At 67.2% G+C, this 17,334-nt stretch carries 14 protein-coding genes and 2 riboswitches; of the genes, 3 read left to right on the plus strand and 11 right to left on the minus strand.

All coding sequences use genetic code 11. The annotated features are described in order from the left end of the window. Positions 1-176: 176 nt before the first annotated feature. From HIV01_RS17300 to HIV01_RS17325, 6 genes are all read right to left on the minus strand, one after another. On the minus strand, positions 177-2,123 hold the full coding sequence (locus HIV01_RS17300) for an acetyl-CoA hydrolase/transferase C-terminal domain-containing protein (protein WP_200604121.1): 1,947 nt from the start codon (positions 2,121-2,123) through the stop codon (positions 177-179). Between the two features lie 47 nt (positions 2,124-2,170). Then, positions 2,171-2,584 (minus strand): YeeE/YedE family protein, encoded by a 414-nt coding sequence (locus HIV01_RS17305; protein ID WP_200604122.1) that lies wholly within the window; start codon positions 2,582-2,584, stop codon positions 2,171-2,173. Further along, positions 2,581-3,006, minus strand: a complete 426-nt coding sequence (locus HIV01_RS17310) for a YeeE/YedE family protein (protein ID WP_200604123.1) — start codon at positions 3,004-3,006, stop codon at positions 2,581-2,583. The genes HIV01_RS17305 and HIV01_RS17310 overlap by 4 nt, the downstream gene beginning before the upstream one ends. After that, a complete protein-coding gene (locus tag HIV01_RS17315) occupies positions 3,006-3,872 on the minus strand; it encodes an MBL fold metallo-hydrolase (RefSeq protein WP_207527024.1) in 867 nt (288 codons plus the stop codon). Before HIV01_RS17315 ends, HIV01_RS17310 begins: the two co-directional genes overlap by 1 nt. A gap of 49 nt (positions 3,873-3,921) precedes the next feature. Continuing rightward, complete coding sequence (locus tag HIV01_RS17320) at positions 3,922-4,740, minus strand: S1/P1 nuclease (protein ID WP_200604125.1); 819 nt, start codon at positions 4,738-4,740, stop codon at positions 3,922-3,924. Between the two features lie 75 nt (positions 4,741-4,815). Further along, complete coding sequence (locus HIV01_RS17325) at positions 4,816-5,439, minus strand: OmpW/AlkL family protein (RefSeq protein WP_200604126.1); 624 nt, start codon at positions 5,437-5,439, stop codon at positions 4,816-4,818. Positions 5,440-5,650: 211 nt separating this feature from the next. Here HIV01_RS17325 and gap point away from each other — a divergent pair, with 211 nt between their 5' ends. Continuing rightward, positions 5,651-6,655, plus strand: a complete 1,005-nt coding sequence (gene gap / locus HIV01_RS17330) for a type I glyceraldehyde-3-phosphate dehydrogenase (protein ID WP_200604127.1) — start codon at positions 5,651-5,653, stop codon at positions 6,653-6,655. Positions 6,656-6,756: 101 nt separating this feature from the next. Beyond that, positions 6,757-7,167 carry a group III truncated hemoglobin gene (locus HIV01_RS17335; protein ID WP_200604128.1) on the plus strand — a complete coding sequence of 137 codons (411 nt, stop codon included), beginning with the start codon at positions 6,757-6,759 and terminating at the stop codon, positions 7,165-7,167. 9 nt (positions 7,168-7,176) lie between these two features. On the opposite strand, the gene HIV01_RS17340 is transcribed toward HIV01_RS17335, so the two are convergent. The 5 genes from HIV01_RS17340 to HIV01_RS17360 form a co-directional block, all read right to left on the minus strand. Then, positions 7,177-8,688 carry a glycosyltransferase family 39 protein gene (locus HIV01_RS17340; protein WP_200604129.1) on the minus strand — a complete coding sequence of 504 codons (1,512 nt, stop codon included), beginning with the start codon at positions 8,686-8,688 and terminating at the stop codon, positions 7,177-7,179. 128 nt (positions 8,689-8,816) lie between these two features. Continuing rightward, the gene (metE, locus tag HIV01_RS17345; RefSeq protein ID WP_200604130.1) at positions 8,817-11,093 is read right to left on the minus strand and encodes a 5-methyltetrahydropteroyltriglutamate--homocysteine S-methyltransferase; all 2,277 of its coding nucleotides are present in this window, start codon (positions 11,091-11,093) and stop codon (positions 8,817-8,819) included. A 184-nt stretch (positions 11,094-11,277) separates the two neighbouring features. Continuing rightward, positions 11,278-11,456, minus strand: a riboswitch (cobalamin riboswitch). A 74-nt stretch (positions 11,457-11,530) separates the two neighbouring features. Continuing rightward, complete coding sequence (locus HIV01_RS17350; protein ID WP_200604131.1) at positions 11,531-11,938, minus strand: acyl-CoA thioesterase; 408 nt, start codon at positions 11,936-11,938, stop codon at positions 11,531-11,533. Beyond that, positions 11,925-12,953, minus strand: a complete 1,029-nt coding sequence (locus HIV01_RS17355) for a ribonucleotide-diphosphate reductase subunit beta (protein ID WP_245156862.1) — start codon at positions 12,951-12,953, stop codon at positions 11,925-11,927. The genes HIV01_RS17350 and HIV01_RS17355 overlap by 14 nt, the downstream gene beginning before the upstream one ends. A gap of 103 nt (positions 12,954-13,056) precedes the next feature. Beyond that, complete coding sequence (locus tag HIV01_RS17360) at positions 13,057-15,417, minus strand: ribonucleoside-diphosphate reductase subunit alpha (RefSeq protein WP_245157019.1); 2,361 nt, start codon at positions 15,415-15,417, stop codon at positions 13,057-13,059. Positions 15,418-15,747: 330 nt separating this feature from the next. Then, positions 15,748-15,984: riboswitch (cobalamin riboswitch) on the minus strand. Positions 15,985-16,161: 177 nt separating this feature from the next. Between HIV01_RS17360 and HIV01_RS17365 the strand changes: the two genes are divergently transcribed. Further along, positions 16,162-17,334 carry a phosphoglycerate kinase gene (locus HIV01_RS17365; RefSeq protein ID WP_200604133.1) on the plus strand — a complete coding sequence of 391 codons (1,173 nt, stop codon included), beginning with the start codon at positions 16,162-16,164 and terminating at the stop codon, positions 17,332-17,334.

The raw sequence follows: 17,334 nt of genomic DNA on the forward strand, positions 1-17,334 counted from the left end.
GACATCCTGTCCGAAGGCGGGGCGTGGGCCATCCATGGCCCACTGCTGCGCAATCCCCGACCCGGCGGACGACGCTCCGGCATTTCATTGCCCGGTCTTCGGTGCGAACGCTCTGGGACACCGTCATCCCCGCGAAGGCGGGGATCCAAGGACGCCCTTTCTCTGCTGCTAGCGCCTCAACACTCGCTCGAAGCCTGCGCCAGCGCCAGATTCAGCAGGTGCGCCTCGATCCGCTCGCCAAAGCTTGAAGGCGCGGCCAGGCCCATGCGCTGCAGGGCTTCGTGGTCGGTCTCGCGTGCCGAAAGTGCGCGCCAGATTGTTCGCAGTTTCCCCCAGCGCGTTGCCGTGTTCGTCTTGAGCCATCCAAGTGCTTTCACCAGACGTTGTTCGACCTCGGTGAAGTCGCTGCCCAGCGGATAGTCGGGCAGGTTGCCATTGCGGCGAAACGGTTGCAGCTTTCCCTGCAGCGATTGCGCCGTGTTGCCGGCAGCACGCGCGGGCAGGACGAAATCACGGCGCAACTTGCCAGCGTTGCGCGCGGTGTCCAGCAGCGACTGCTGGAAGCGCGAGTCGCATATCGCTGCCATCGCCATGATGCAGTCCTCGTCGCTGCGCCCGCGCACATCCGCGATGCCGTACTCGCTGATGTAGATGTCGCGCAGGTGGCGCGGAATGGTGGTGTGGCCGTAGTTCCAGACGATATTGGACGTGGTCGCGCCGCCGGACTCGCGGCTGGCGCGCAGCAGCAGCACCGAGCGTGCATCGGGCAGCGCGTGCGCCATTGCCACGAAGTTGTACTGGCCGCCGACGCCGGAAACGACACGGCCGTCCCCGAGCGCATCCGACACCGCAGCGCCCAGCGCGGTCGCCATCATGCAGGTGTTGAAGAAGCGGGCGTCGCGACGTTGCAGGCGCTCCAATACCTCGTCGCCGCCGTAAAGTTCATTGACCTCGCCGACGCGCTTCATGCCGATGCCGCGACGCTCCTCGTCGCTGAGATCGCGCAGCCACTGGTAGAAGTCCGGTGAGCCTAGGTAGAAGGCGCCGTGCAGGAACTCGCCTTCGTGCTGCAGTCGTGCCAGGTCGTCCACGCTGGCCTGGCCGTCGGCAACGCGCTGCATCAAGCCGCGATCTTCGATGACCTTGCGCGACAGCACGCCGACCTCCACCAGACGGCGGAAGCCTTCGTTGATCATCTCGCTGCAGCCGTACAGGCCCTGCGCAAACGGCGCCAGCGCCGGGTCTTCGGCCTGCGCCGAGCCAAGCGCACGCAGCACCGCGCGGTAGGCCGCGTTGTCGGTGTGGCGCAGGACGAGGGCGTGGCACAGCGCGTCGGCCAGTGCGCCGATGCCGATCTGCAGCGTGCCGCCGTCGCGCACCAGGGTGCTGGCGTGGAAGCCGATAGCGTAGTCGACGTCGCTGACCGGCTGGCGTGGCAATCCGAACAGCTTCGGGTAGGGGCCGGGCGGTTGCACGATGGCGTCGAAGTAACCGGCATCGACTTCCGCGCTGCCGCCGAGCCAGGGCAGTTCCGGGTCGACTTCGGCGATCAGCAGCGGTCGCGGCAGGCCGCGTGCCGCGATCGCGTCGAGCGCATCGAAGGTGAGGTCGGTGTTGCACGACAGCGACAGCTTGGTGCCGTCCGCCGAGCGCGCCACCTTCTGCACGATGGCGTTGAGGCCGCGGTCGGCAAGCGCGCGCGCGACGTGGGTGTAGTTGAGGCTGGCGTAGCGCCGCTGCACCTGCGTCGAGCCGAGCATCGCGCCCGATTGCAGGTAGAACTCCTCGACTTCGATGTGCGCTGGCAGCGCATCGCGTTTAGCCGCCTGCACGTAGGCCAGGCGCGGGAAATCGTCGCCGAAGTGGCGTTGCGCGAATGGCTTGATGAAGCGGGCCTCCAGGCCCTTTCCGCCGCCGGGCGGGTCCAGCGACAGCGCGGTGTACAGATGCAGGGGGCGCGACGGATCCTTTTCGACGCGCGCATACAGCGCGTTGAGCAGGCGATGCGGCTTGCCCAGTCCAAGTGGGGCGCCGACATGCAGCGGGCCGTGACGGACGGTGAGCAGGAACTCGACGGCGGCGTCGAGTGAGTCGAACAGGGTTGGGGCGGGTCGTTCGTTCATGGCGACAGCCTAAGCGCTACGCGTGTAGGCATTGCCAAGAAACATGCTCACGTCCGCGCTACCAGACGGGCCAGTTGCGAGCCTGCCAGCAGCGCGACGACGAATACAACCGCCTCCTGCGTGCCATGGGCGAGGTTGGCCAGGGCCGGGCCGGGGCAGTAACCCGCGATGCCCCAGCCGATGCCGAACAGCGCGCTGCCAAGGAGCAGGCGACGGTCGATCGTGGTAGACGGTGGCGTCGGCATCGGATCGCCCGACAACGTGCGGCCGCGGCGGCGCACCCAGGCGAAACCCGGCAACGCCACTGCCAACGCGCCGCCCATGACCAGCGCCAGCGATGGATCCCAATGCCCGGCCAGGTCGAGGAAGTTCAGGACCTTGTCCGGATCGGTCATGCCCGATACCGCCAGACCCAGGCCGAACAGTGCGCCGGCGATGGCGCCATGGACTATCGGTCTCATGCCACGCCTCCGATCACGTGGCGCAGCACGTAGACGGTGGAGAAGCCGGCAGCCATGAACACCAGCACGGCGAGCAGCGAGCGCTTCGAAAGGCGCGCCAGTCCGCAGATGCCGTGGCCGCTGGTGCAGCCGTTGCCGAGTCGCGTACCAAAGCCGACCAGCAGGCCGCCGGCGATCAGCCACGGCAACGGGAAGCCGTGGCGACCGGGCGCTCCGGACCAGGCAAACCATGCACCTGCGGCGATCACCAGCCCGACCAGGAATGCGACGCGCCAGCCGCGTCCGGCGTCGCCATCGACGGTGCTGTTGAGGATGCCGCTGATGCCGGCGATGCGGCCGAGCGATAGCAACAGCCAGGTGGCGGCAAGGCCGATCAGGGCGCCGCCGATCAGCGCGGAAACTGGGGTGAACTGTGTGGGCATCAGATCTGGTCGAGTGGAATCTTGAGGTAGCGCACGCCGTTGTCTTCCGGCGGCGGCAGGGCGCCGGCGCGGATGTTGGCCTGCACCGCGGGCAGGATCAGCGCCGGCATCGCCAGCGTTGCATCGCGGGCCTCGCGCAGCGCGACGAACGCGTCTTCCTCGGTGCCGTCGCGGACATGGATGTTGTCGCGCTTCTGCGCACCGATCGTGGTTTCGCAGGCCACTTCGCGTCCGCCGGGGCCGTAGTCGTGGCAGACGAATACACGGGTGTCGTCGGGCAAGGTATGGAACAGGTGCCGGATCGAACGGAACAGCGTGCGCGCATCACCGCCCGGGAAATCGCAGCGTGCCGTACCGGCATCGGGCATGAACAGCGAGTCGCCGGTGAACAGCGCATCGCCGATCAGGTACGCACTGCTGTCGCAGGTGTGCCCGGGCACGGCGGTCACGCGCGCCTGGAGCGTGCCGATGTCGAACTGTTCACCGTCCTCGAGAAGATGGTCGAACTGCGAACCATCGACCGGGAAGTGTTCGCCAAGATTGAAGATCGGACGAAACGTTTCCTGCACCTTGCGGATGCCTTCGCCGATCGCCAGCCTGGCCTGCGGCCATTGCGACTTGAGCCAGTGGCCGCCGCTGAGGTGGTCGGCGTGCGCGTGCGTTTCCAGGATCCACTGCACCTGCAGGCCACGATCGCGCACGTAGTCGACAAGCTGCTGCGCGGAGGTCGTCGAAGTGCGCCCGGCCTTGGCATCGAAATCCAGGACCGCGTCGACCACCGCCGCGGCCTGCCCGGCGGGTTCGTGCACGACGTAGCTCCAGGTGTTGCTGTCGGCGTGGAAGAACGGCTGGACGTGGGGTTTCATCGTCTTGTCCGTGGAGGAACCGTGCCGGCAGTCTAGGCCGGTCCGGTCCCTAGCGTCGGACAAGCGCTGCGTTGAGGGTCGCCGCGAGCTCGGCGCCGGCAAGCCGCAGCTGCGCTTCGGCCACGGGGCGCCATGCCTGCAGGTAGTCCGGGCCGATCTTCGCGCGGGCCGGATACAGACCCGTGCGCCGGACGATCGCGCAGGATGCCTCGGCCCAGACCACGGACTGCGGCGGCAGGGGCTTGCCGGGCGTCAGCGTCGGTGCCGGCAGGGCGCGCAGTCGCGCCAGGTAGGCCGGCTCGTCGAGACCGGTGTTCTTGAGCATGCCGCTGTCCCACAGTGAATGCAGGTTGCTGCCGCCGCCGTTGGGCGTGATGCCATCGAGGTTGACCTGGAAGTCGTTGCCGCCCTTGTCGTGGCCGTAACCGGCATGCAGCGGCTGGTGGACGTCGCCGACGAAGTGGACGACGAACTTCAGTGCCTGCAGCCGTTCCGCCTTCGGCCGCTTCGTGTCGGCGAGGATCGCCGTCTGCGCGCGGATCGCCTCGACCACGCAGTCGCCATTGCGGCAATGGCGCGTCTGCTCGTAGACGCAGCCGTCCTCGGCGATGTTCACGTAGTGCCACTTGCTGGTGCGCTTGCCCAGGTCGGGGTCGTTATCGCGCAGGTCGTCGGCCCAGCTGGCGATGCCGGCCAGGGTCGGCTCCGGTTCGCCTTCGAGCAGCTGCAGGGCGGCCGCGCGGGCCGCCGGGGTCATTCCGTCCCGGGCCAGCGACGCCACCAGGCGATGGCCGAGCCGGCCCCACGCGGCAGCGGGGGCGGGCAGGAGGCTGAGGACAAGCAGGAAGGCGGTGAGGGCTCTGATCATGGCGCGCACTTTAGCCGACCTTCGATGACAGGCCTTTGCGCGTCGGGGTGTTCCCTGCGGAACGCGGTCCCGGGATCAGAACTTCATGACGTACGCCGCGCCATACACGATCGGATCGATCGCGACGGTGCCCAGCCTGGCGCCGTTGAGTGCCACGTCGCTGTCGATGTCGATCCAGCGCGCATCGATGCGGATCGCGCCGCGCTGCCCGACCGCGAAGTCGACGCCGGCATGCGCCGCCAGGCCCCAGGAGTCGTCGAGCTTGAGCTTGCTGCCGGCCAGCGCGCCGGTGGTGTCCTCGCTGAAGAACGCGGTGTAGTTGATGCCCGCGCCCACGAACGGCGAGATCCGTCCCTGGCCGTTGAAGTGGTACTGCAGCGAGACCGTCGGCGGAAGTTGCTTGGTGCTGCCGACGCGGCCCAGGCCGGCGATTTTGATGTCGTGCTCGAACGGCCAGGCCGCGAGCACTTCCACGCCGAGGTTGTCGCGCACGAAGTACTCGAAGGTCAGGCTTGGCTTGATGTCGCGGTCGACGTCGACGGCGAGGGTTCCGCCGGCCAGACGGCCGTTGTTGGACTTGGGGTCGACGGCGTGGACGCCGACGCCCAGGGTCCAGTCGCCGGCCGTCTGGGCCAGGGCGGGCAGGGCGGCGGTGCCCAGGACCAGCGCGGCGGCGCAGGAGAGGAGCGGCTTTTGCATGGTTGAGGAGCCTCGTTGTGGGAGGTCTCCAGTGTCTGCAGGGGGCTGCGGGCGCGCTTGATTCGGATCAAGTCCCCGTGGCCGGAGCCTAAATCGGCGTGACCCTTTCATCCCGGCCCCGCCGACGGGTCTGTTGGAATGGGCAGCCTGTTAGAATGGGGGTTCCCCGTCCATCCGCCGCGCCGGGCGCGGCTGCAGGAGTTTTCCAGCTATGACCATCAAGGTTGGTATCAACGGCTTCGGCCGCATCGGGCGCAACGTGCTGCGCTCGGCCGTGCAGAATTTCAATGGCGAGATCGAGATCGTCGCCATCAATGACCTGCTGGAGCCGGACTACCTGGCCTACATGCTCAGCTACGACTCCGTCCACGGCCGCTTCAAGGGCGACGTGAAGGTCGAGGGCAACACGCTGCTGGTCAACGGCAAGAAGATCCGCCTGACCCAGGAGCGCGATCCGGCCAACCTGAAGTGGGATGAGGTCGGCGCCGATGTCGTCATCGAGTCCACCGGTCTGTTCCTCGACAAGGCCACCGCGCAGAAGCATCTCGATGCCGGCGCGAAGAAGGTCGTGCTGTCGGCGCCGTCGAAGGACGACACGCCGATGTTCGTCTACGGCGTGAACCACACCAAGTACAACGGCGAGGCGATTGTTTCCAACGCTTCGTGCACCACCAACTGCCTGGCGCCGATCGCCAAGGTCGTCAACGACAAGTGGGGCATCAAGCGCGGTCTGATGACCACGGTGCACGCTGCCACCGCCACGCAGAAGACTGTCGATGGTCCGTCCAACAAGGATTGGCGCGGTGGCCGCGGCATCCTGGAAAACATCATTCCGTCCAGCACCGGCGCGGCCAAGGCCGTCGGCGTGGTGATCCCGGAGCTCAACAAGAAGCTCACCGGCATGGCGTTCCGCGTGCCGACCTCGGACGTGTCGGTCGTCGATCTGACCGTCGAGCTGGAAAAGCCGGCGACCTATGCCGAGATCTGCGCGGAAATGAAGGCGCAGTCGGAAGGCGCGCTCAAGGGCATCCTGGGCTACACCGAAGACAAGGTCGTGGCGACCGATTTCCGCGGCGACGTGCGCACCTCGATCTTCGACGCCGAAGCCGGCATCGCGCTCGACGGCACCTTCGTCAAGCTGGTCAGCTGGTACGACAACGAGTGGGGCTACTCGAACAAGTGCCTCGAGATGGTCAAGGTTGTCGCTGCCAAGTAAGGCGCGCCTTTACCGCATTACAGACAAGGCCGGCATTTTGCCGGCCTTGTTTTTTTGGGGTTACCTTGATTTCCAGGCCAAAAACCCCCAGTTGAAGAGCCATGAGCCAAACCCCACCGCTCGACGAGCAACAGCTGGCAACTCTCGTGGACCGCTTCTACGAGCAGGTCCGCGTGCACCCGGAACTCGGCCCCGTCTTCAACGCCGCCATCGACGACTGGCCCGAACACAAACGCCTGCTGACGTCGTTCTGGTCGTCGGTCCTGCTGGGCACGCGCAGCTATCGCGGCCAGCCGATGGCCGCGCACCGGCCACACCCGATCCGCCCCGAGCATTTCGACCAGTGGCTGGCGCTATGGCAGAAGACCGCGGACTCGTTGCTGGCACCGGAACATGCAGCGCTGGCCCGCGAACACGCCGAGAAAATTGGCTACAGCCTGCGTTACGGCCTTGGCCTGCAGGAGCGCAAGGGCGCCCTGCCGCTCGGCGTGCCGATCGCTGGCAACGCCTGAGCCATCGGATCAGCCGAACTTCTGCATCTTCGGCCACGCCTGCGGCCACGGAATGCGCAGGTCCCGGCAGATGAAGATGTCGGGATGGTCTTCCGTTTCCTCATTGGGCACGTTGTGGCGATTGCGGACCCGACCGGCGAACTCGCAATGGGCCGGTGCATCGGCGATGTCCTCGGGGGTATCGCCGAGCACGATCACCGTCTGCGGCGGCGTCGCACCATAGCCCTTGTACCAGTACGAATTGACCGGGCTGATCGCCGTCGGCAGACCCAGCTTCGGCCCGTACAGATTGATCGCCCCGGCCTCGCCGTAGTTGTTGGTGAACACCGCGGTGTGCGCGCGCTCGGCTGGCGGCAGTGCGTGGTAGATGCGCGCGACTTCCTCCACCAGCTCGGGCCAGCCGATCTGCTCGGCGAAGTTGTCGTGCGCGGCGCGGCTGATGCGCCAGCCTGCAGAGTTGACTGGCGAGAACTGCAATCCGATCAGGCCGCTGGCCATGGCCATCGCCACCACCCAAACGGTCAGCAGGGCGGTGCCGGTGAGTGCGTAGCCGGTGCGCAGCGGTCCCTGCCGGTGCAGGAACTGTTCGATCGCGACGCAGCCGGCCGCGAGCAGCATCGGATAGGCGCCCGCCAGGTAGTAGGAGCGGCCCTGGGCGAGCACGAACAGCAGCAGCGGTACCAGGTACATCCATGCGACCACCGCGTAGCGCCGGCCTGCCTTGGACAGCGTCAGCCACACCAGGCCGGCAAACCAGACCGGCAACGCCATCAGGCCGGCGTTGCCGTACAACTGCTCGACCAGGAAGTCGCGCGTGCGGCCAATGCGCACGTCACGCGCATGGATGAACTGCAGGAAATCCAGCGAGATGAAGTCGTGCCGCCATTGCCATAGCGCATTGGGCAGGAACAGGAGCAGCGAAATGGCGACGCCCAGCCACAGCCAGCGGCTGCGCAGGTGCGAGCGCAGCGGCGTCGCCAAGGTGGCGATGACTATGCCGGCGACGCAGAACACCATCGTGTACTTGGTCAGCATGCCCAGGCCGATGACCGCGCCGATCGCCAGCCACCAGCGCGCGTCGCCGCTGTTGACCAGTCGCAGAACCAGCCAGGCCAGCAACACCCACCACAGGTAGTCGATGCTGACGTACTGCATCAGCCCGCCGGCCACCATCGAGAACGGTGCCAGCGCGGTGAACAGCGCGGCGACTATCTGCGTGGCGCGCGTGCCGCCCATCTCGCGCGCGATCAGGCCGGCGAGGACGGCGGCGATGCTCTGCGCCAGCGCCGCGAATACACGGAAGCCACTGAGCGAATCACCGAACAGTTCCAGCGAGGTCCGTGCAAGCGCAGGCGTCAGCGGCGGGTAGGCGACGTAGCCCCAGGCCAGGCTGCGCGCGTCGTCGAGCAGCGCCAGTTCGTCGCGGTGGAAGCCGTAGTGCTGGTTGCTGAAAAGTCGCAGGACGAACAGCGCGATCGCGATCAGGGCGAGCCAGACGACATGGCTGCGGGGCAGGCGCATTGGCATGGCAGCGGCGATTCCCGTTCAGGATGTCGGCTATTTAGGCCTGCGTGCGGCCCGGATGCAATGGAGGAGGGGCGCAATGGAGGCCGCCCGCCGTTGGGGCAGGGCAGGCGGCTCCATCTTCGTCAGGAGGCCGCCAGCCCCAGGCGCAGTTCGCGCGTGGCCTGGACCATCGCGCTCAGCGCCTTGCGCACCTCCGGCCAGCCGCGCGTCTTCAGGCCGCAGTCCGGGTTGACCCACAGTTGCGCCGCCGGAATCACCTGCAACGCCTTGCCCAGCAGTTCGCCGATCTCCGTGGGCGACGGCACGCGCGGGGCGTGGATGTCATACACGCCCGGCCCGATGCCGTTGGGATAGCGGAACCTTGCGAAGGCATCGAGCAGCTCCATCCGTGAGCGCGAGGTCTCGATCGAGATCACGTCGGCATCGAGCGCGGCGACCGCGTCGATGATGTCGTTGAACTCGGCGTAGCACATGTGGGTATGGATCTGGGTGGTGTCCGCCACCGCGCCGGCGGCGAGGCCGAATGCTTCCACTGCCCATGCCAGGTACCGCGGCCAGTCCTCGCGCCGCAACGGCAGGCCTTCGCGCAGCGCCGGTTCGTCGATCTGGATGATGGCGATGCCGGCCGCTTCCAGCTCGAGCACTTCGTCGCGCAAGGCCAGGGCGATCTGCCGGCAGGTGTCTGCGCGCGGCTGGTCGTCGCGCACGAACGACCACTGCAGGATGGTGACCGGTCCGGTCAGCATGCCCTTCACCGGATACTGCGTGCGCGACTGTGCGTAGCGGGTCCACTCCACGGTCATCGCGCGCGGCCGGCTTACGTCGCCGTAAAGCACCGGCGGTTTTACGCAGCGCGAGCCGTAGCTTTGCACCCAGCCGTGCGAGGTGAAGGCGAAACCGTCGAGCTGCTCGCCGAAGTACTCGACCATGTCGTTGCGTTCGAACTCGCCATGCACCAGCACATCCAGGCCGATCGCCTCCTGCTCGCGCAGGCAGTTGTCGATCTCGCGCTCGAGGAACATGCGGTAGCCGGCGTCATCGAGCTTGCCGGCCTTGTGGTCGGCGCGTGCCTTGCGCACCAGCGACAGCTGCGGGAATGAACCGATCGTGGTGGTGGGCAGTGGCGGCAACGCGAGGCGCTCGTGCTGCAGTCGCGCGCGCTGCGGGTAGGGCGTGGTGCGCTGGCTCATTGCTGGCAGCAGGCCGGCCAATCGCGCGCGTACCGTGGCGTTGCCCAGTTCCGGCGCATTGCGATGTGCAGTGCGCGCTGCCTGTGCGCTGGCAACTGCTGCCGCGGCGGCGGCATCGCCGGCGTGGGCATCGGCGAGCAGTCGCAACTCCTCCAGCTTCTGGCGGGCGAACGCCATGCCGCCACGCAGGGGCTGTGGCAGCTTGCGCTCGAGTTCCAGGTCGATCGGCACGTGCAGCAGGGAACACGACGGTGCCAGCCAACGCACGCGCGACCCGGCGGTGTGCACAAGCGCCAGTGCCGCATCGAGGTCGGTGCGCCAGACATTGCGTCCATCGACAACGCCAAGACTCAGCGATTGCTCGGCCGGCCACGCTTCAAGCACTCGCGAGAGCTGCTGCGGCGCTCGAGCCAAGTCGATGTGCAACGCGTCCACCGGCAGCGCGGCCACCAGTTCCAGGTTGTCGCCGAGATCGCCGAAGTAGGTCGCAAGCAGGATCTGCGGGATGTCTGCGGCAGCCAGTGCGGCGAATGCGCGGCGGTAGGCGTCGCGGTCGGCGTCGCCCAGGTCGAGTACCAGGCACGGTTCGTCGATCTGCACCCACGACGCACCCTCGGCCTTCCACTGCTCAAGCAGGTGCACATACGCCGGCAGCAGCGCATCGAGCAGTTCGAGCGGGCAGCCGCCGTCTTCCCGTTTGCCGAGCTTGAGGAACGACACTGGCCCGAGCAGCACGGGGCGCGCCTCCAGCCCGAGCGCACGGGCTTCACGCAGTTCGGCCAGCGGCTTGTCGCCGCGAAGCCGGAACGTCTGGTCGACCTGGAACTTCGGCACGAGGTAGTGGTAGTTGCTGTCGAACCACTTGGTCATCTCCAGCGCGTGCAGGTCGTGCTGGTCGTCCTGCAGGCCACGGGCAAGGGCGAAGTAGCCCGCCAGCGGATCTGGCTCGAACACGTCGCGGTGCGAGGGCGGGATGGCGTCGAACAGGACCGCTGTGTCGAGCACGTGGTCGTACAGGGAGAAGTCGTTGCACGGAACGACATCGACGCCGGCATTGCGTGCCAGCTGCCAGTGCCGGGCACGCAGTTCGCGTGCGGTTGCGTGAAGGTCGGTCGATGTCGTCTGGCCTTTCCAGAACGATTCGAGGGCCTGCTTGAGCTCGCGTCGCGCGCCGATGCGCGGGAAGCCGAGATGGGTTACCTGGATCATGGTGATGTACCTGCGATGCGTTATGCATGACGCAGGGCAACGAAGGAGGGCACGGCCACGCACCGACGCCGCGAACGGCGCCGGAAGGAGACCTGCCTTCGACCTTCGCCCCCGCGGGCGAACCGGCCGCGCGGCGTGAGCCGTGCGGTCGGGGGTCGGACGGAGGGCGGACCCTCCGGTCGGGGCAGGTCTTCGGGCTCGTGGGCGCGGGGACACGAGGTCCCCATCTACTGGCCACCGCTTCCCGGACAACGCCCAGTGCATGGATGGCGGTCGTTCCCATATACCGCTGCGGGGCAGCTCCGGAATTGGACGGGTGTCCGTACCGGATTCCCTCTGGCGCCGCCGGTCACCCGGCGGTACTTGTCACATCGCTCCATCTTTATGAAGCGATGATCACCACGACGGCGCTACGTTAGCCCCGCGGGCAGGGGGCGTCAATCGCCCGATGGCGCCAGCGCGGGAACCGGCGTCGGCTGGCCGTGCATGTCGAGCGCGACCATGGTGAAGCGGCCGCGCGTGGCCAGCTGCGTGTCGCCGGTCATCAGGTCCTCGCGGTGCATGTCGACTTCCACCTGCAGCGAGCTGCGGCCGGTGGCGACCACGCGCGCGACCAGTTCCACCAGCGCGCCCTTGGGCACGGCGACGTGGAAGTCGATCTGTTCCGAGCGCGCGGTGACCACGGTGCTGCGCGCATAGCGCGAGGCGGCGACGAAGGCGGCCTTGTCCATCCATGCCAGTGCCTGGCCGCCGAATAGCGTGCCGAGGTGGTTGGTGTGGTCGGGGAAGACTATCTCCGTCATGCGCGCTTCGGTGGGAGGCGACGCCGCTTCAGAACGCGGCATCGAAGGCGACCTCGCCCTGCACGCCGACCTGGTAGGCCGAGACGCGACGCTCGAAGAAGTTGGTGACTTCCTGCACGTCCTGCAGGTCCATGAACGCGAACGGGTTGGTCGCGCCGAAATGGCGCGGCATGCCCAGCTGCGCCAGGCGCTGGTCGGCGCAGTACTGCAGGTACTGGCGCATGTCCTTCGGCGAGAGGCCGGCAACGCCGCCCGACAGCACGTCCTGGGCGAACTGCATTTCGCACTCCACCGCTTCCTCCAGCATCTGCACGACCTGGCGCTGCAGTTCGTCGTCGAACAGTTCCGGCTGCTCGCTGCGCGCGGTGCGGATCACTTCGAAGGCGAAGGCCATGTGGCAGCTCTCGTCGCGGAACACCCAGTTGGTGCCCGACGCCAGGCCGTGCAGCAGGCCGCGCGAACGCAGGTAGTAGACGTAGGCGAAGGCGGCGAAGAAGAACAGGCCCTCGATGCAGCAGGCGAAGCAGATCAGGTTGAGCAGGAACTGGCGGCGCTGTTCGGTCGTTTCGATGCGGCGGATGTCCTGGATCGAATCGATCCACTTGAAGCAGAACTCGGCCTTGGCGCGGATCGAAGGAATGTTCTGCACCGCATCGAACGCTTTCGCGCGTGCGACCGGGTCGGGCAGGTAGGTGTCGAGCAGGGTCAGGTAGAACTGCACGTGCAGCGCTTCCTCGTACAGCTGCCGCGACAGGTACATGCGCGCCTCGGGCGCGTTGATGTGCTGGTACAGGTTCAGCACCAGGTTGTTGGCGACGATGCTGTCGCCGGTGGCGAAGAAGGCCACCAGTCGCTCGATCAGATGCCGCTCGGCCGGCCCCAGCTTGTGCTTGAGGTCGTTGACGTCGAGCGAGAAGTCGACCTCCTCGACGGTCCAGGTGTTGCGGATCGCGTCGCGGTACATCTCGTAGAACTGCGGATAGCGCATCGGCCGCAGGGTGAGGTCGAAGCCGGGGTCGAGCAGGCGCATGTCGGTGGTCATGGAAATCCTTTGCATGGAATCCCTCTCCGCTGGCGGGAGAGGGTGGCGCATGGCGCCGGGAGAGGGGGACGCTGTTGTTCTTCCTGGGGGGAGGGCGCGTCCCCTCTCCCTGGCGCAACTACTGGCAGGCCTCGCAGCTTTCCGGGTTCTCGAGCGAGCACGCCACGGCTTCCACCGCGCTGTACTCCGGCTTGGCCGCTTCGGCGACGCCGCTGACGGTGGCCTTGGCGATCTTCGTCGCCGGACGCGAGCGCAGGTAGTAAGTGGTCTTCAGCCCCTTCTTCCACGCGTACATGTACATCGACGACAGCTGGCCGATGTTCGGGCTCTCGATGAACAGGTTCAGCGACTGGCTCTGGTCGATGAAGGCGCCGCGGTCGGCGGCCATGTCGATCAGCGAGCGCATCGGCAGTTCCCACGCGGTGCGATAGACCGCGCGCAGCGACTCGGGAATCTGCGTGATGCCCTGGATCGAGCCTTCGGCCATCTTGATGCGGTCGCGCAGTTCCGGCGTCCACAGGCCCAGCGTCTTGAGTTCTTCGGCGAGGTAGCGGTTGACCACGAGGAAGTCGCCCGACAGCGTCTCGCGCTTGAACAGGTTCGACACCTGCGGCTCGATGCACTCGTAGCAGCCGGCGATGGAGGCGATGGTCGCCGTCGGCGCGATCGCGATCAGCAGCGAGTTGCGCAGGCCGTGCTCGGCGATGCGGGCACGCAGGCTGTCCCAGCCGTGGGCGTCGGACGGCGTCACGCCCCAGGCTTCGAACTGCAGCTCGCCCTGCGAGGCGCGCGTGTCGGCGAAGGACGGATGGCGGCCGCGTTCCATCGCCAGCTCGTTGGAAGCCGACAGTGCATGGAAGTACACCGCCTCGGCGATCTGCTTCGACAGTGCGCGCGCCTGGTCGGAGTCGAACGGCATGCGCAGTTTGAAGAACACGTCCTGCAGGCCCATCACGCCCAGGCCGACCGGGCGCCACTTGAGGTTGGCGCGGCGGGCGGTCTCGATCGGGTAGAAGTTCAGGTCGATCACGCGGTCGAGCTGGCGCACGGCCAGGCGCACGGTCTCGGCGAGCTTCTCGAAGTCGAAGCGACCGTCCTCACCGTGCACCGGACCCTCGGCGAACAGCTCGACGTGGTGGGAGAGGTTGATCGAGCCCAGGTTGCACACCGCGGTCTCGTCCTGTGAGGTGACTTCCAGGATCTCCGTGCACAGGTTCGACAGGTGCACCACGTTGCCTTCGCGCAGGGTCTGGTTGCAGGCGCGGTTGGACTTGTCCTTGAAGTTCATCCAGCCGTTGCCGGTCTGCGCCAGCGTGCGCACCATGCGGCTGTACAGCTCGCGTGCCTTGACGGTGCGCGCCGCAAGGCCGGCCACTTCGGCGGCGTGGTAGGCGCGGTCGAAGGCCTCGCCCCACAGGTCGGTCAGCTGCGGCACCCTGGCCGGGTCGAACAGCGACCAGTCGCCGTCGGCCTCGACCCGGCGCATGAACTCGTCGGGAATCCAGTTGGCCAGGTTGAGGTTGTGCGTGCGCCGCGCCTCGTCACCGGTGTTGTCGCGCAGTTCCAGGAACTCCTCAACGTCGGCGTGCCACGGCTCCAGGTACACGCAGGCCGCGCCCTTGCGCTTGCCGCCCTGATTGACCGCGGCGACCGAGGCGTCGAGTGTCTTCAGCCACGGCACGATGCCGTTGCTCAGGCCGTTGGTCGAGCGGATCAGCGAGCCGCGCGAACGGATGCGGGTGTAGCTCAGGCCGATGCCACCGCTGAACTTGCTCAGCTTGGCCACGTCCATGTAGCGCTTGTAGATGCTTTCCAGCGAGTCTTCCGGCGAGTCGAGCAGGAAGCAGCTCGACAGCTGCTCGTGCGTGGTGCCGGAATTGAACAGCGTCGGCGAGCTGGGGATGTAATCCAGCTGCGCCATGCGCCGGTACAGCGCCAGCGCGTCGCTGACATCCTCGCTCAGTGCGCAGGCGATGCGCAGGAAGAACTGCTGCGGCGTCTCGATCACCGTGCGCGCGGTCGGGTGGCGCAGCAGGTAGCGGTCGTAGAGCGTGCGCAGGCCGAAGTAGTCGAAGCGCTGGTTGAGGCTCGGGTCGATCGCGTCGTTGAGCTTGCGCGCGTTGGCCTGGACGAAGGTCAGCAGGCGCTCGTTGATCAGGCCTAGGTCGAAGCCGCGCTGCACCGACTGCGAGAACGCGTGGATCTCGATGCCGGCGACTTCCTTCTCGATCACGCCGGCGAGCAGGCGCGCGGCGAGGCGGCCGTATTCGGGTTCTTCGGCAGTGAGCAGGGCGGCGGTGCGGATCGACAGTTCGTCGAGCTCGCGCGTGGTCGCGCCGTCATACAGGCCGGAGATGGTGCGCGTGGCAACGCGCATCGGATCTACGGAGAACAGGCCTTCGCAGTTGCGCGTCACCGCGCGCACGATCTTGTTGAGGTCGACCGGGTCGCGGCGGCCGTTGCGCTTGGTCACCGTCATTGTGAGGTTGGCGGCCGGCGGGGTCAGGGTGAAGCCGGCGGGGGCGGTCTGTTCCGAGCCGGCCTGCGCGGACGTGGCGGCGGCAGGCTTGCTCACGGCAGGCGCGTTGGTGGTGGTGGTCATGGCGGTAGCTCCGGTGCGTGGGCGCACGGCTCGTTGTCCTTCCCTCGAAGGGCAACGTGGCGCGGGTTCCGAAGCGTGCGGTTGCGGCGTCGCGCAGGCCGAGACGGACCTGTGGTGGCGGGCGCGTTCCTCGAGAGAAAACGGGCGCCACCCTGCGACACCGACCGTCTTCCCTCCGAAGACTCGCTGGCCGGTCACCGCGCGGTGTGCAACGCGCGGCTGTCGGCAGGTCTTCGGGCTCTGGACGCGAGGACCGGGCGCATGCCGCTGGTGCCTCACCTAATGACCGTCGCTTCCCAGGCCCATGCCCAGTGCCATGACGGCGTTCGTTTCCACTACCGCTGCGGGGCAGCGCCGGAGTTGGCCGCTCGCTGTGAGCGTGGCCGCACCGGACTTCCCTTTTAAGCCGACCGCGAGGTCGGCACCGACGGCCACAACATAGTGGGGGTTGGATGATCCGTCAACGCTAAATGTTGTGGATAAGTTGTGAGCGAGTGCTGGCGCGGATTTGCCGTGCGGGAGCATCGAAGGGACAATGCCGGTCCTCGTCGCGTTGTCGCGACTGCAACCCATCCCCTCCCAACCCTCCCCACGAAAGGGGGGCTTCAAAGGCCAATGCCCATGTCCATCCTCCGCATGTCCGACCTCGACCTCGCCGGCAAGCGCGTGCTGATCCGCGAAGACCTCAACGTGCCGATCGACGACGGTCGCATCACCTCCGAACAGCGCATCACCGCCGCCGTGCCGACGATGAAGCTGGCGCTGGAGAAAGGCGCGGCGGTGATGGTCACCTCGCACCTGGGGCGGCCGAAGGAAGGCGTGTGGAGCGAGGCCGATTCGCTGGCGCCGGTCGCCAGGCGCCTGTCGGAGCTGCTCGGCATCGACGTGCCGCTGGTCAAGGACTGGGTTGACGGCGTCGATGTCGCACCGGGTCAGTTGGTGCTGCTCGAGAACTGCCGCATGAATGTCGGCGAAGGCAAGGACGACGAAGCGCTGTCGAAGAAGTACGCGGCGCTGTGCGACGTCTACGTCATGGACGCCTTTGGCACCGCCCACCGCGCGCAGGCGTCCACGCACGGCGCGATCCGCTTCGCCAAGGTCGCCGCCGGCGGTCCGCTGCTGATGGCCGAACTCGATGCGCTGGCCAAGGCGCTCGACAACCCGGCGCGTCCGCTGCTGGCGATCGTCGCCGGCTCGAAGGTCTCGACCAAGCTTGAACTGCTGTCGTCGCTGGTCAGCAAGGTCGACCAGCTGATCGTCGGCGGCGGCATCGCCAACACCTTCATCGCCGCGATGGGCCACGGCGTCGGCAAGTCGCTGGTCGAGAACGACCTGATCGACACCGCGAAGAAGATCATGGCCGACGCCAAGGCCCGCGGCGCCGACATCCCGGTGCCGACCGATGTCGTGGTCGCGCCGGCCTTCGCCGCCGATGCGCCGGCCACGGTCAAGGCCGTCGATGCCGTCGGCGCCGACGACATGATCCTCGACATCGGCCCGGACACCGCGGCGCGTTATGCCGAGCTGATCAAGGCCGCCGGCACCGTGGTCTGGAACGGCCCGGTCGGCGTGTTCGAGTTCGATGCGTTCGGCAAGGGTACGCAAACCCTGGCGCGTGCGATTGCGTCCAGCAAGGCGTTTTCGATCGCCGGCGGCGGCGACACCCTGGCCGCGGTCGACAAGTACGGCATCGAGCAGGACGTGTCCTACATCTCCACCGGCGGCGGCGCCTTCCTCGAGTTTCTCGAAGGCAAGGAACTGCCGGCCGTGACCGCGCTCAAGGCGCGCGGCTGA

This window comes from Lysobacter arenosi, assembly GCF_016613475.2.
In the GTDB taxonomy this organism is placed as follows: domain Bacteria; phylum Pseudomonadota; class Gammaproteobacteria; order Xanthomonadales; family Xanthomonadaceae; genus Lysobacter_J; species Lysobacter_J arenosi.

Excerpts from the sequence above, each read along its gene's own strand:
- HIV01_RS17300 (WP_200604121.1), bottom strand. The coding sequence starts at position 2,123 with ATGAACGAACGACCCGCCCCAACCCTGTTCGACTCACTCGACGCCGCC.
- HIV01_RS17305 (WP_200604122.1), bottom strand. The coding sequence starts at position 2,584 with ATGAGACCGATAGTCCATGGCGCCATCGCCGGCGCACTGTTCGGCCTG.
- HIV01_RS17310 (WP_200604123.1), bottom strand. The coding sequence starts at position 3,006 with ATGCCCACACAGTTCACCCCAGTTTCCGCGCTGATCGGCGGCGCCCTG.
- HIV01_RS17315 (WP_207527024.1), bottom strand. The coding sequence starts at position 3,872 with ATGAAACCCCACGTCCAGCCGTTCTTCCACGCCGACAGCAACACCTGG.
- HIV01_RS17320 (WP_200604125.1), bottom strand. The coding sequence starts at position 4,740 with ATGATCAGAGCCCTCACCGCCTTCCTGCTTGTCCTCAGCCTCCTGCCC.
- HIV01_RS17325 (WP_200604126.1), bottom strand. The coding sequence starts at position 5,439 with ATGCAAAAGCCGCTCCTCTCCTGCGCCGCCGCGCTGGTCCTGGGCACC.
- gap (WP_200604127.1), top strand. The coding sequence starts at position 5,651 with ATGACCATCAAGGTTGGTATCAACGGCTTCGGCCGCATCGGGCGCAAC.
- HIV01_RS17335 (WP_200604128.1), top strand. The coding sequence starts at position 6,757 with ATGAGCCAAACCCCACCGCTCGACGAGCAACAGCTGGCAACTCTCGTG.
- HIV01_RS17340 (WP_200604129.1), bottom strand. The coding sequence starts at position 8,688 with ATGCGCCTGCCCCGCAGCCATGTCGTCTGGCTCGCCCTGATCGCGATC.
- metE (WP_200604130.1), bottom strand. The coding sequence starts at position 11,093 with ATGATCCAGGTAACCCATCTCGGCTTCCCGCGCATCGGCGCGCGACGC.
- HIV01_RS17350 (WP_200604131.1), bottom strand. The coding sequence starts at position 11,938 with ATGCCGCGTTCTGAAGCGGCGTCGCCTCCCACCGAAGCGCGCATGACG.
- HIV01_RS17355 (WP_245156862.1), bottom strand. The coding sequence starts at position 12,953 with ATGCAAAGGATTTCCATGACCACCGACATGCGCCTGCTCGACCCCGGC.
- HIV01_RS17360 (WP_245157019.1), bottom strand. The coding sequence starts at position 15,417 with ATGACGGTGACCAAGCGCAACGGCCGCCGCGACCCGGTCGACCTCAAC.
- HIV01_RS17365 (WP_200604133.1), top strand. The coding sequence starts at position 16,162 with ATGTCCATCCTCCGCATGTCCGACCTCGACCTCGCCGGCAAGCGCGTG.